This is a genomic window from Microlunatus sp. GCM10028923 (assembly GCF_042666975.1).
GTDB lineage: Bacteria > Actinomycetota > Actinomycetes > Propionibacteriales > Propionibacteriaceae > Microlunatus.
Window position 1 is genome coordinate 54095 of record NZ_JBHTFF010000011.1, and the last position, 13566, is coordinate 67660.

Genomic DNA, 13566 nt, shown 5'->3' on the forward strand with positions numbered 1-13566 from the left:
CCGGTTACGATGCGGGCTATAGGTAGAGAAATTACCCAAGGTCGACGGTGCGGGTAAATACCGCACCAAGCGTTTTGGGCTGGGCAGGACCAACGAGGAGAGAGATGACGCCACCTCCGGACAGGCCACGTCTCGAGGGTCTCGGGACCGAGGCGTACGACCGACGGTTCGGTCGCCTGGACGAGATGAGTGTGGCCGAGATCGTGGAAACGATGACCGAGGCGGCCTGGTCGGTGCCGAAGGCCGTCGCCGCCGCCGGTGATCAGATCGACGCGGCGATCACCGCCGCCGAACCGGGCTTCGCGGCCGGCGGCCGGCTGATCTACATCGGGGCCGGCACGTCCGGCCGGCTCGGGGTGCTGGACGCCTCGGAGTGCCCGCCGACGTTCCACACCGACCCGGGCCGGGTGGTCGGCGTGATCGCCGGCGGCCGGACCGCCCTGGTCGACTCGGTCGAGGGTGCCGAGGACGATCCGGCGGCCGGCGCCGCCGATGTCCTGGCGCTCGACCTGACTCCGCAGGACACCGTGGTCGGCATCGCGGCCAGCGGCCGGACCCCGTACGTCCGCGGGGCGCTGGACGCGGCGAAGATCGCGGGCGCGGTCACCGTCTCGCTGTCCTGCAACAGCCCGGCCGAGTTGTCGAAGCACGCCGATCACCCGATCGAGGCGCCGGCCGGCCCCGAGGTCGTCGCCGGCTCCACCCGGCTCAACGCCGGCTCGGTGCAGAAGCTGGTGCTGAACATGATCAGCACCGCGCTGATGGTCCGCACCGGCCGCACGTACGGCAATCTGATGGTCGACATGCAGGCCACCAACGCGAAGCTGCGACAGCGCGCGATCCGGCTGGTCAGCACGATCGCCCAGGTGGAGGCCGGTCCGGCCGAGCAGGCCCTGGACGCGGCCGACCAGGAGGTCAAGACGGCCGCGGTGATGATCAGCCGCAGCGTCGACGCCGACCAGGCCCGGAAGCTGGTGGACGAGGCCGGCGGGCGGCTGGGCGTCGCCATCGGGCTGCCCAGCTCGCGCCATCCGGCCCTCTCCTGAAGCTCAGCAGGCGTTCGCGTGCTCGCGCCAGCCGGGCACCCGGGGCTTCCAGGAGAGCAGCATCCCGGCCTCGGCCGGGGTCCGGTTTCCCTTGCGGGCGTTGCAGTCCTGGCAGGCCGCGACCGTGTTCAGCCAGGTGTTCCGGCCGCCGCGGGACTGCGGCATCAGGTGGTCGACCGTTGACGCCTTGCGGCCGCAGTAGGCACAGGTGTGCCGATCCCGGCGCAGCACGCCGCGCTTGGACCACAGCGGACTGCGGGCGTACAGGAACGTGGTCTTGACGTAGCGGATCAACCGCAGCACCAGCGGCCACGGGTACGGTCCGATCCGGCGGTCCTCGTGGGCCTGCTCGACCACCGCGACCTCACGGACCAGCATCCGGATCGCGTGCTTCAGGGTCACCGTGTGCAGGGCGGTGTTGTCGGTGTTCAGGACCAGGACTCCGGGGGCAGCACGAAAGGGCCCGGCCGCTGTCGCGATGACCGACATGCTGCACCTCCTCAGTCGAACTAGCCGTTCCGACCAACCAGGGTGCCCGATGGATCGAAACCTTGTCATCGGCTTATTCCATGGAGATTATTGCCGACGACTCCCAACCTCGGGTCGGCGGCTCGGCGCTTCTGGTCATAATGAAGCGTGAATTTCCTCAAGCGGCTGTTCGGACGATCCGATGACGAGGAGTCCGGGCCGGACCTTCCGATCACCCTTGACGTCGAACAGCGGAAGGCCCAGCTGCTGCGTCTGGAGCAGTCCCTGGACGCGCTCGTCGCCGCGATGAAGGAGGACCGGACCCGGCTGGAGAACCCCGGCTGGCGGGCCCGGGTCGCCGAGTACGGGCGGCTGGCCGGCGAGGCGATGACGCAGCGCCAGGCGACGCTGGCCCGGGACCGGCTGCTCGATCTCGTGTTCGAGGTACGTCCCGTCTTCACCGGTCCGATCCCGCCCGAGCTCGAGCAGATCGGGCCGCTGCAGGACGAGGTGATGGCGGCCGCCGAGGCGCTGCGTGAGGTGCTGCCGGGGGAGCGCGGCGGAGCCTCCTGAACCGCCTCCCCCGAAAGGGTGAGTCGGACCCTGGGCCGCGCCAGGGTTGCCCCTGATCCGTAGGGTTTTGCCAGCACCCGTACCGGCAACGCTAGGGTGCCGACCATGGCCTCGGGGGAGCGTCTCACCTGGGTGCCGCCCAGGTGTTGGAGAGGACCCGCCTGTCATGGCCCTGCTGACTCGGCTCAGCTTGATCAACCGTTTGGTCGTTGCGCTGATCTCGCTTGCGATCGTCGCCTTCGGCGTGGTTGCGACCACCTCGCTCAAGCAGGAGTTGCTGCCGAGCATCACCGCGCCTCAGGCCGCGGTGATCGTGCAGTACCCGGGCGCGGCGCCCGACATCGTCGCCGACGAGGCGGCCGCCCCGCTGGAGCAGGCGCTCCGCAACGTCTCCGGCGTCACCAAGGTCGACTCGGTCTCGTCCACCAACTCCTCCCAGATCACGGTGATGTGGGAGTACGGGCTGGACGACGACAAGGTGCTCGGCGAGATCAACTCCGCGGTCTCGGCGGCGAAGTCGACGCTGCCCGAGCAGGTGACGACCGAGGTGTTCGCCGGCAGCACCGACGACATCCCGGTGATCCAGCTCGCGGTCGCCTCCGACCTGGCCCTGGACAAGTTCGGGCCGCTGGTCGACGACGTCGCGGTGAACGCCCTGAAGGGGCTGCCCGGCGTCCGCGACGTGACGCTGTCCGGCCAGGACACCAAGGAACTCGCGATCACGCTGGACCAGCGGAAGCTCGATGATCATGAGCTGACCGCGCAGCAGGTGAGCCAGACGATCGAGGCCCAGCTGAGCTCGCTGCCGGCCGGGACCACCTACCGGGGCGGCACCGAGATGTCGGTCGAGGTCGGCGCAGCGCCGGGCTCGGTGGACGCGGTGAAGAAGCTGGCGATCGCGACCTCCGACGGTCCGGTCCGGCTCAGCGAGATCGCCGAGGTGAAGCTGCAGTCCGTCGCCCGCAGCTCGATCGCCCGGGCCGATGGCCGGCCGTCGCTCGGCCTCGCGGTGATGAAGACCCCCGACGCCGACACGGTACGGGTCTCGCACGCGGTCCAGACCGCCCTGCCGGGCCTGCAGACCGAACTCGGCAACAACGCCGCGTTCAGTACGGTCTTCGACCAGGCGCCGATGATCGAGCAGTCGCTGCACGACCTGGCCGTCGAGGGCGGGCTCGGCCTGGTCTTCGCGATCATCGTGATCCTGCTCTTCCTGCTGTCCGCGCGGTCGACGCTGATCACCGCGATCTCGATTCCGCTGTCCCTGCTGATCGCCATGATCGGGCTCTGGATCGGCGGGTTCTCGCTGAACCTGTTCACGCTGGCCGCGTTGACCGTCGCCGTCGGCCGGGTGGTGGACGACTCGATCGTGGTGGTCGAGAACATCAAACGGCACAGCCTCGGCATGAGCGAGCGCCGGTTGTCGATCGACCAGGTGGTCGACTCGGTCAAGGAGGTCGCCGGCGCGGTCACCGCGTCCACCCTGACCACGATCGCCGTGTTCCTGCCGGTCGCCTTCGTCACCGGTTCCACCGGCGAGCTGTTCCGGCCGTTCGCGGTCACCGTCGCGATCGCGCTGGCGGCGTCGTTACTCGTGTCGCTGACCATCGTGCCGCTGCTGGCGTTCTGGTTCTTCCGCGGCCGCAAGCCGAAGGCGGGCGCGCCGGCCCGGGCCGAGGAGAACCCGGACCGGATCACCCCGCTGCAGAAGGGCTATCTGCCGGTCCTCAACTGGACCCTGCGGCACCCGGTGATCACCTTGATCATCTCCTTCGTGATCTTCCTCGGCACGCTCGGCGCGTCGACCCTGTTGAAGACCGACTTCCTCGGCTCGCTCGGGGACGACCGCGCGCTGCAGGTGAACCAGGAGTTGCCGTCCGGCACCCGGCTCGAGACGACCGCGAAGTCGGCGGCCAAGATCGAGAAGGTGCTCGCCGACGACCCGGACGTGAAGAGTTACCAGTCGACGATCGGCCAGCCGGGCGAGGCGAACGTCGCGACCTATTCGATCACCCTCTCCGACGAGGCCGACGCCGGCGCGGCGACCGACCGGATCCGGGAGCAGCTGGCCGCGATCCCGGACGCCGGCGAGGTCCGGCTGACCTCGGCGACCGCCGCGTACACCTCGAACGACGTCACGGTCACCCTGACCGGCGATGATCAGAAGCAGCTCAACGCCGCGGCGGAGGCGGTCCGGGCCGCGGTGGCCGCGGTGCCGGGCCTGAGCGACGTACGGACCGACCTGTCCGAGCAGCGTCCGGTGCTCCGGGTCCAGATCGATCAGCAGAAGGCGGCCGACTACGGCTTCACCCAGGCCGAGATCGGTGCCGCGGTCGCCGGTGCGCTGCGCGGTACGCCGATCGGCGAGGTGACCCTGGACGGCGAGACGCACGACCTGGTGCTGCGGACGTTCAAGGGCACTGCCGGGCCGAAGGACATCGAGCAGCTGAAGCTCCCGGTGTCGCAGCTGCAGCAGCAGAAGGCGCAGGAGGACGCGCAGGACGCGCTGGAGAAGAAGTCCGACGCGCTGGAGAAGCGGCAGGAGGACCTGCAGGAGCGGCAGAAGGACCTGCAGAAGACCCAGGAGGACCAGGCCGATCAGGCCAAGCGGGACGCCGAGGACGAGGGCGAGCAGCAGCGCCGCGATCTGGAGGAGTCCCGGGACGAGGCCCGGGAGTCGCTGGACGACCTGCGCGATCAGCTGCGTGAGCTGAAGGACAGCCCGGAGCCCCCGCCGCCGGCGCCGCCGTCGCCGGGCCAGCCGCCCGGCCCGGGCGGGGTGCCGGTCACCCAGGAGCAGCTGGCCTGGCAGAAGCAGATGGAGCAGCGGGCGCAGGCGATCGCCCAGCTCGAGTCGGCGGTCAAGCAGGCGCAGCAGGGCCTGGAGCAGATCAACGACCAGCTCGAGGCGATGGACGAGCAGCAGGAGAAGAGCGACGAGCAGACCCAGGACCAGGAGGAGTTGGCCGACGAGCAGGAGCGGATCGCCGACCTGCAGGAGGAACTGGCCGACGACCAGAAGAAGCTCGCCGAGGAGCAGCAGGACCTGGCCGACCTGAAGGCCGGCGCGATCACCGTCGGCCGCCTCGCCAAGGTGGTCGAGCAGAAGACCCCGATCGCGGTCAAGCACGTGGACGGCGAGCGTGCGGTGACGATCACCGCGACGCCGACCGGCTCCGATCTCGGCGCAGTGTCGGCCGCCCTGACGACCGCGGTGAACGGCGTCGAGCTGCCGCCCGGGATCGCCCAGGAACAAGGCGGTGCCTCGGCCGAGCAGCAGGAGGCCTTCGTCCAGCTGGGGCTGGCCATGCTGCTGGCGATCGTGTTGGTCTTCATCATCATGGTGGCGACGTTCCGCAGCCTGCTGCAGCCGCTGATCCTGCTGGTGTCGATCCCGTTCGCGGCGACCGGTGCCCTGGTCGGGCTGCTGGCCACCAACACCGCGCTCGGCGTACCGGCGATGGTCGGGTTGTTGATGTTGATCGGCATCGTGGTGACCAACGCGATCGTGCTGATCGACCTGATCAACCACTATCGGGAGCGCGGCGCCGAGCCTCGGGCCGCGATCGTCGACGGTGCCCGGCTGCGGTTGCGGCCGATCATCATGACGGCCGCGGCGACGATCTGCGCGCTGACCCCGATGGCGTTCGGGCTGACCGGTGGCGGGGTCTTCATCTCCCGCCCGCTCGCCGTGGTCGTGATCGGCGGCCTGGTCTCGTCGACGCTGCTGACCCTGCTCCTGGTCCCGGTCCTCTACAGCCTGGTGTCCAAGATCGGCTACAAGCCGCCCGCGCAGGCCGCGGCGGAGCAGCCGGCCGGACCGCCGGAGGGCGGACCCGACCAGGGCCAGGCCGAGGCGCCGGAGCAGCAGAACCTGCCGGAGCAAGATCAACAGGGGCAGCCGGATCGGCCGGCCGAGGAACGGGACACGGTCTTCCCGCTGGACGACGAACCGCGCCGCGACGGCCCCTGACCGAGGCTGCCCAGCGCTCCGGGACGGGTGCTAGTTCTGGCCGGAGAACCGCAGCACACCCATCAGGTCGTCCTCGGTCAGGGCCGCGGCCTCCTCGTCGGTGGCGATGCAGGCCTCGAGCCGCTCGGTCAGCCGGTCCCGATCGATCCCGGCACCGATCAGGACGAGCCGGCTGGCCCGCTCGGTGCCGCGACGCTCCGGGTCGATCCGCAGCGACGGGCCGACCTTGCCGATCACGTACCGCCGGCGATGGCCGGGCACCGCGAACGTCGCGAAGCCCTTGATCCGGAACACCCCCGGCAGGTCGTCGTCCAGCAGCGCCATGAAGCGCCGCGGATGCAGGGCCCGTTCGGTGTCGAAGCTCACCGACTCGAACCGGTCGTGCAGATGATCATGGTCGTGGTGATCATGGTCGTCGTCGGCCAGGGCCAGCGTCGGCTGATGGTGCGGGCGTAGTTCGAGCTCGTACAGCAGCTCCGGGTCGACCCGGCCCTCGGTGGTGCAGAGCACCGGCGCGATCGGGTTCAGCTCCCGGATCTCCTTGCGGCGCAGGGAACGCTCGGCCTCGTCGATCCGGTCGATCTTGTTGACGATCACCAGGTCGGCCACCTCGACGTGCCGGTCCAGCTCCGGGTGCTCCTGCCGGGAGTCCGGGAAGGCGGCCGCGTCGACCACCTCCACCAGGCCGCCGTACGCCATCCGGTCGTCCAGCGCCTGGAACACGAGCTGCACCATGGCGCCCGGTTCGGCGATCCCGCTGGCCTCGATCACGATCACGTCGATCTTCGCCGACGGCGCGGCCAGCCGGTCCAGCATGCCGGCGACCTCGCCGCCGTCGGAGACGCAGCAGAGGCAGCCGCCGCTGGTGGTGATCATGCTGTCGGTCTGACCGCCGACCAGCATGGCGTCGATGTTGATCGCGCCGAAGTCGTTGACGACGACGCCGATCCGGACGTCCAGGCTGTTCCGCAGCAGATGGTTCAGCACGGTGGTCTTGCCGGACCCGAGGAATCCGGCGAGCACGATGATCGGGATCGGAGGCCGAGGCACAGGCCAACCCTAGTGCCCCGGCGCGCCCGACCTCAGCCCGTGTGGACGTGCACGTTCAGGTGGGATTCCGCTTCCCTGATCCCCTGGAAGAGGGCCCAGTGGCAGGCGTCGTCGTCGCCGTTGCCGGTCGCGACGTGGATGCCGCGCGCCTTGTTGTAGGAGTAGACCGCGCCGCCGCTGTCACCCGGTCCGTGGCAGTAGTGGGCCCGAGCCCAGCCGCCGGGGCCGTTGTAGTTCAGCTCGACGACGTCGCCGCAGGACGAGCCCGTGGTCGCACCGGACAGGCAGACCCGGGTGCCTTCGGGGCTGGTCGAGGTTCCGGTGATCGGGTAGCTGTTGTTCGCCACGGTGTCGCTCGACTCATAGACCCGGACCCAGTTGGTCGGCCGCCAGCCGGCGACGTTGTTGATCGTGACGATCGCGTGGTCGTTGTTCAGGGAGTCCCGGAACGCGTGCACGTGTCCGACTCGGTGCCATTGCCCGGTCGAGGGCTGATACACGTCGTAGACGGTGTCGGTGCCGCCACAGTGGCCCGCGGTCATCATGTACCAGGCACCATCGGAGTTGCTCCGCGCGTTGAAGGCGGTCGAGCAGAAGCCGCCGGCGACCGGGCGCTTGAAGTAGATCCCGCCGCGCAGCGGGGCATCACAGGTGCGCGGGCTGAGCAGGCACGCTTCGTCGGCAATGACCGGCGCCTCGGTGGTGTCGACGACCAGCCGTTCGGCACCGCGGGACCTGAGCCCGTCGACCGCTGCCGCCACCGCAGGAACCTTGGCGGCCGCGTCGGCAACGTAGAGGACGTTCCGGTTCTCGCTCGGCTTGGTCGCCATGGTGACGGCTCGCGCCGGGCCGGCCGCGGCCTGGTTGAGCTGTGCGACGGTCGGCTTGAGTTCGAGCAGGTCCGCGTTGAGTTGCGACCAGGTGTTCCGGACCTTGACGACGTCGGTCACCTTGCCGATCCCGGCCGCCCGGACGACGGTGTCGATCTTGGCCGAATCGCCGACGGCGCCGATCTTGACCCGGCCGCCGTCGGCCTGGTCGATCCAGAGGCCGCCGAAGTGATCGACGTCGTCGGTGGCCAGTTGATCATGGAGCTCGATCGCGGCCTCCTGCCAGCCGATCCTGGCCCGGGCCTCGCCGATGGTGAGGCCGAAGTCCGCGGCCAGCGAGGTGACGGCCGGGTCACTCGCGTCGGCGAGATAGCCGGCGGGTACGCGTGGATCGGCTGCCGCCGGGTCGGCGGTTGCCGCGGGCTGGACCGTGGCGAGCGCCGCGAAGGCGACGGCGGCCGCGGCGATGACTACTCGTGTACGCACTCATTCCCCCGAAGAACATGATGACGATCTGGAATCAACGGCCGGCACATCCGGGCGTTCGGGATGACGACATCAGCGATGGTTGGCTGCGACGCGAACGGGCCACCCCGGCATCGGAAACTCCTGGCAAACGCTTGCCCGAGGTCTGTGGTTCTGCGGAGACTGAGCGCACCCAGACCGTCTCGACAACGTGGTGAGGTGCGGCCGATCATGAACGAACTGACTCGACGAAGTCTCCTGGCAGCGGGCGGAGGAGTGGCGGCCTTGTCCATCCTCGGAACGACGACGGCCTCGGCCGCCGGCTGGCAGTCCCGGCTGGTCCGTACGGACGCGCGGGGCAGGCTCAGCTATCAGGCCGACGCCGACGGCAACGAGATCCCCGACTTCAGCCATGCCGGCTATCGGGGCGGCGGTGTGGACCTGCCGAAGCTGCCGGCGGTGGCGACCGTGCGGCCGGTGGAGGGCGACAACACGGCCCACCTGCAGGCCGCCATCGACGCCGTCGGCGCCCGCCCGCCGGATCCGGACGGGCACCGCGGAGCGCTGCTGCTCGAGGCCGGGACGTATCCGGTGGCGGGCACCCTGCGGATCCCGTACAGCGGCGTGGTGCTGCGTGGGGTCGGCGACGGCGACGACCCGTCGGACAGCACGATCATCCGGGCCACCGGCGACACCCCGACACACCGGGACGTGCTGGTCGTCGGCAGCGGCGCGAACACGAAGTGGGCCGGCGAGGTGGCCGGGACCAGGACCGAGGTGACCTCCGACCTGGTCCCCGTCGGAGCGCGTACGTTCTCGGTGGCGGATCCGTCGGCGTACCGGCCGGGCGACAACGTGATCATCGTCCACCCGTGTACGGCGGAGTGGCTGGCCGCGGTCGATCATGGGGCGACCGGAGCCGACGCGGGCTGGACGGTGGGCAGCCAGCCGATCACGTACAACCGTTTCGTCACCGGGGTCTCCGGGAAGTCGATCACCGTCGACGTCCCGGTCTACAACCACCTGGACCGGTCCCTGGCCACCTCCACCGTGCACCGCTGGGACCGGGCCGGGCTGGTCAGCGAGTCCGGCGTGGAGGACCTCCGGATCATGATCGAATTCGCCGGCGATCCGGACGTCGACGAAGCTCACGCCTGGGTGGCGGTCCGGCTCCGCGGGCTGCAGGACGGCTGGGTCACCGGCTGCACGTTCCTGCACTTCGCCAAGGCGGGCGTGGAGACCAACGAGACCACCCGGGTCACCGTCGCCGACTGCCGGGCGCTGGACCCGGCCTCGGTGATCACCGGCGGGCTGCGCTACAACTTCAACAGCGAAGGGTATTCGCAGCAGATCCTGTTCACCGACTGCTACGCCACCAAGGCCCGGCACGCGTTCATCTCCAACGGCACCAGCAGCGCATCGGGCCTGGTCTTCCTCCGCGGCACCTCGGTCGGCAGCCTCGCCTCGTCGGAGGGGCACCGGAGATGGAGCCAGGGCATGCTCTGGGACAACCACCGCGAGGTGGAGCCGGCGACCTCGATCACGCTCGGCATCTACAACCGGGGCGACTACGGCACCGGTCACGGCTGGGCGGCCGTGCACTCGGTCGGCTGGAACTGTGACATGGCCGGGAAGAAGCTGGTCGTGCAGCGGCCGCCGACCGGGCAGAACTACGCGATCGGCTGTCGCGGCGTGATCACCGGCGACGGCCCGTTCGACCATCCGGCGGGGCACATCGAGGGTGCCAACCGGACCGGGCTCAACCCCGGCTCGCTGTACCAGGCCCAGCTGGCCGACCGGCTCGGCTGACCATGATCAGGTTCAGCGCTGCTCGGTGAGCCAGCGGTGCAGGCTGGTCGCCAACCGGACCGGCTGGTCGAGCTGGATCAGGTGGTCGGCGCCGTCGATCACCTCGAGCCGGGCGCCCGGGATCGTCGCCGCCAGCCGGTGCGCCCGGTCGACCGGGATCCATCGGTCCTGGCCGCCCCAGACGATCGACACCGGCAGGTCGAGCTCGCCGTACCGCGGTTCGATCTCGTCGGTGTAGGCCTGATCGGCCTGGGCGATCTGCCGGTAGAAGGCGGCCTGCCCCTCCGCGTCGAGCCACGGCCCGGCCAGCGCCGACTCCTGCTCCGCGGTCAGCCCGTGGTGGCTCGCGGTGGCCAGATAGCTGCGCAGCGCACCCTCGTGCACCGACGGCGGCAGCTGCGGGAACAGGTCCGGGTGTTCGCCGACCAGCCGGAAGAACGGCGATCCCCACGGAGCCAGGGCGACCACGTCGACCAGGGCCAGCGAGGCGTAGCGGGCGCCGTGCAGCAGGGTGGCCCGCAGCGACACCGCGCCGCCGTAGTCGTGCGCCACGACGTGCGGTCGGTCCAGCGCCCAGAAGTCGATCAGGTCGGTCAGCAGCTCGCCCTGGACGTCCAGCGACACCCGGTGGTCCGGGTGCTTGGACGAGCCGCCGTACCCGGGCATGTCCCAGAGGTACGTGGTGAACTCGGCCGCCAGCGCCTCGGCGTACGGCCGCCAGAGCCAGGAGGACCACGGCGTGCCGTGGCAGAACACGACCGCCGGCCCGGACCCGAACCGCTGCCAGCGCACGGTCCGGCCCTGCCAGTCGAACGTCTCGGTCAGTTCCATGATCACCTCTTCGTCTCCACGATCGACACGACCATGATCAACGGGCGTCGGCGGCCGGGTCCACCTCGAAGATCTTCGCCACGTCGTCCAGGATCGCATGCGCGCCCTGCAGTCCGACCGAGCTCATCCAGATCAGGTCGGACACCTCGTGCTTGGTCCCGGTCAGCCTGTCCCACAAGGGATTCGCGATGATCTTGGATTGTGCCTCGCGGGCCGTCGGGTCGTCCCAGGTGGCCATGAAGATGTGTGCGGCATCAAGATCGGGAATGTTCTCCGGGCTGACGTCGACCACGATCGAGTCCTGCGTGGTCGGCTGGTCCTTCGGCCGGACGAACCCGACGTCGGACAGCACCAGGCCGGAGTAGGAGTTCTCCACGTACAGCCGGATCGTCGGCTCGCCGGCGAACCGGACGATCGAGATCTCCGGCATCGTGCCGGCCTTCTCCTTGATCGCCGCGCCGATCGCCTTCGTCCGCTGGTCGTAGTCGGCCAGCCGCTGCTCGGCCAGCTCCTCCTGGCCGAGCGTGGTCGCGGCGAGCTTCAGATTGTCCTTCCAGAGCGCCCCGGTGGTCTCGCTGAACACCGTCGGGGCGATCGCCGACAGCTGCTCGTACAACTTCTCGTGGCGGACCTTCGCGGACAGGATGAGATCCGGATCGAGCTTGGCGATCTCCTCCAGGTTGGGCTCCTCGAGCGAGCCGACCGGGACCGCCTGCGCGGCCTGGTCCAGCACCGGCTCGAGATAGTCGGGCAGCTTGCCGCCCTCGATCGCCCGGTACGTGGTGTAGCCGACCAGCTCCGTGTCCAGGGTGAGCACCGCGTCCACGAACGTCTGATCCAGCGCAACCACGCGCAGCGGCCGAGCCGGGATCTCGGTCTCACCCATCGCGTGCTTGATCGTCCGCGGGAAGCCGGCGTCGGATGTGCCGCCGGCCGGCCCGGCCGGCGGCTCCTCGCCGGTGGTGGACTGGCAGGCGGTGGCCAGCACGAGCAGGATCGCCAGGAGGGCGTACCGGATGCGCAATGGAGTCTCCCCGTTCGAAGTCAGGGTGACCTTACCTCAGTCGGGTCGGGCTCCCGTACGGCGACCGATCTCGGAGACGACCCGGTCCCAGGTGAACCGCGGCGGCGTCTCATGGCCCACCCCATCGAGCATGATCAACTCCGCTCCCGGGATCTCGCGGGCCAGGAATTCCCCGTGCCCGGGGAAGAACGGGTCGTCGGCGCCGTGCAGCACCAGGGTCGGCGTCCGGAGCGAGCCGAGCCGGTGCCGCCACGGCGGGCCTCCGCCCGCCAGGAAGTGGTTGTTCAGGCTGGCGATGCTCCGGGCGCGGTCGTACGTCCGGGAGGCGATGTCGCGCCAGGCCGCCTCGTCGAACCCGGCCGATCCGGCGTACGGACGCTCGGCCTCCATCACCCAGTTGATCACCGCGTCCCGGTCGGTCCAGTCGGGCTCGGTCTGCTCCTCGGCGAAGCTGGCCATGATCACCGGGGCCGGTCTCGGCAGGTCGTCGTAGGACGGGCCCGGGCCGCCCGGCGTGGAACCGGTGAGGATGATCGACTCGACCCGGTCCGGGTGATCAAGAGCGACCTGCTGGGTGATCCCGCCGCCCATCGACATCCCGAACAGGTGGGCCTTGGGCAGTTCGAGCGCGTCCAGCAGGGCGACGGTCTCGGCGACCAGGTCCGAGTCCGCGTAGGAAGGCTTGCCGGGCGGGTCGCAGGTGGACCGGCCGGTGTCGCGCTGGTCGTACCTGATCACGTGGTGACCGGCCGCCGCGAGCCGCTCGCAGAACCCGTCGGCCCAGGACAGCATCGAGGACGCGGCGCCCGCGATCAGCAGGACGGCGGGTCGCTCCCGCTCGCCGAAGGTCTCGACACAGAGCTCGGCGGTGCCGATGTCGATCATGCGCTCAGCCATGGAGGTCCTTCCGGTCCTGGCCGGGTGAGCTGAACCGCCAGCGGGTGGCGCTGAAGCCGTCCGCCTTCCCGAACGCGAAGACCCGCGCCGGATCGACCGCGTAGACGTGGCGCGGGTCGCCGAGGTCCGCCGGGTCGTAGAACTCGCCGTCCCGGACGACCGGATGCCACCACGGGTACTTGGCGGGGAACAGGTCCGCGATCTGCTGCAGCCGCTCGGCATCCCGGACCTGGTGCCCGACGCCCTCGATCACGATGTCGACCTCCGCGCCGGGCACCGTGACCGTACAGCCGTCGCGCTGCTCCAGGTTGCGGGTCTTCCGGGACTGCCGGAAGGTGGCGAAACACACCGCCCCGTCCTGCCACACCGCCAGCACCGGCGCGACGTGCGGCCGCCCGTCCCGGTTCGTCGTCGCCACCAGATAGTCGCCCGCCGCGGCGATCTTGGTCTCGACGTCCGACCAGTCGAGGCCGGTCAGCGGCGCGCCGCGAGGACTCGCGAGGGGCTCGGCCGGTGCGGAGCCGTCACCGGTCGGGTTCTTGGTTGTCATGAGAGGGACGCTAGGTGCAGCCAGGCATGCGTAAAAGCGATGATTTGCGA

General features: G+C 70.0%; 11 protein-coding genes. 4 read left to right on the forward strand and 7 right to left on the reverse strand.

Annotated features, from left to right (window positions below; all coding sequences use genetic code 11):
- The first annotated feature begins 104 nt into the window (after positions 1-104).
- The gene (murQ, locus tag ACFQU4_RS24650) at positions 105-1046 is read left to right on the forward strand and encodes an N-acetylmuramic acid 6-phosphate etherase (RefSeq protein WP_377497058.1); all 942 of its coding nucleotides are present in this window, start codon (positions 105-107) and stop codon (positions 1044-1046) included.
- 3 nt (positions 1047-1049) lie between these two features.
- Here the strand turns inward: murQ and ACFQU4_RS24655 are convergent, their stop codons facing one another.
- On the reverse strand, positions 1050-1535 hold the full coding sequence (locus tag ACFQU4_RS24655; protein ID WP_377497060.1) for an HNH endonuclease: 486 nt from the start codon (positions 1533-1535) through the stop codon (positions 1050-1052).
- Between the two features lie 147 nt (positions 1536-1682).
- Between ACFQU4_RS24655 and ACFQU4_RS24660 the strand changes: the two genes are divergently transcribed.
- Together ACFQU4_RS24660 and ACFQU4_RS24665 are read left to right on the forward strand one after the other, a co-directional pair.
- The gene (locus tag ACFQU4_RS24660; protein ID WP_377497062.1) at positions 1683-2087 is read left to right on the forward strand and encodes a hypothetical protein; all 405 of its coding nucleotides are present in this window, start codon (positions 1683-1685) and stop codon (positions 2085-2087) included.
- Between the two features lie 166 nt (positions 2088-2253).
- On the forward strand, positions 2254-6060 hold the full coding sequence (locus ACFQU4_RS24665) for an efflux RND transporter permease subunit (RefSeq protein WP_377497064.1): 3807 nt from the start codon (positions 2254-2256) through the stop codon (positions 6058-6060).
- 30 nt (positions 6061-6090) lie between these two features.
- On the opposite strand, the gene ACFQU4_RS24670 is transcribed toward ACFQU4_RS24665, so the two are convergent.
- Both ACFQU4_RS24670 and ACFQU4_RS24675 read right to left on the reverse strand, forming a co-directional pair.
- The gene (locus tag ACFQU4_RS24670) at positions 6091-7110 is read right to left on the reverse strand and encodes a CobW family GTP-binding protein (protein WP_377497066.1); all 1020 of its coding nucleotides are present in this window, start codon (positions 7108-7110) and stop codon (positions 6091-6093) included.
- Positions 7111-7142: 32 nt separating this feature from the next.
- Positions 7143-8426: a S1 family peptidase gene (locus tag ACFQU4_RS24675; RefSeq protein WP_377497068.1), complete on the reverse strand. Its 1284-nt coding sequence runs from the start codon at positions 8424-8426 to the stop codon at positions 7143-7145.
- A gap of 264 nt (positions 8427-8690) precedes the next feature.
- On the opposite strand from ACFQU4_RS24675, the gene ACFQU4_RS24680 reads away from it, so the two are divergent.
- A complete protein-coding gene (locus tag ACFQU4_RS24680; RefSeq protein ID WP_377497070.1) occupies positions 8691-10214 on the forward strand; it encodes a hypothetical protein in 1524 nt (507 codons plus the stop codon).
- A 12-nt stretch (positions 10215-10226) separates the two neighbouring features.
- On the opposite strand, the gene ACFQU4_RS24685 is transcribed toward ACFQU4_RS24680, so the two are convergent.
- From ACFQU4_RS24685 to ACFQU4_RS24700, 4 genes are read right to left on the reverse strand one after another with little or no spacing between them, the layout of a single operon-like run.
- Positions 10227-11045 (reverse strand): alpha/beta fold hydrolase, encoded by an 819-nt coding sequence (locus tag ACFQU4_RS24685; RefSeq protein ID WP_377497453.1) that lies wholly within the window; start codon positions 11043-11045, stop codon positions 10227-10229.
- 37 nt (positions 11046-11082) lie between these two features.
- On the reverse strand, positions 11083-12069 hold the full coding sequence (locus ACFQU4_RS24690) for an ABC transporter substrate-binding protein (RefSeq protein ID WP_377497072.1): 987 nt from the start codon (positions 12067-12069) through the stop codon (positions 11083-11085).
- Positions 12070-12105: 36 nt separating this feature from the next.
- Complete coding sequence (locus tag ACFQU4_RS24695) at positions 12106-12966, reverse strand: alpha/beta fold hydrolase (RefSeq protein WP_377497074.1); 861 nt, start codon at positions 12964-12966, stop codon at positions 12106-12108.
- On the reverse strand, positions 12959-13516 hold the full coding sequence (locus tag ACFQU4_RS24700) for a pyridoxamine 5'-phosphate oxidase family protein (RefSeq protein ID WP_377497076.1): 558 nt from the start codon (positions 13514-13516) through the stop codon (positions 12959-12961). The genes ACFQU4_RS24695 and ACFQU4_RS24700 overlap by 8 nt, the downstream gene beginning before the upstream one ends.
- Positions 13517-13566: the final 50 nt, after the last annotated feature.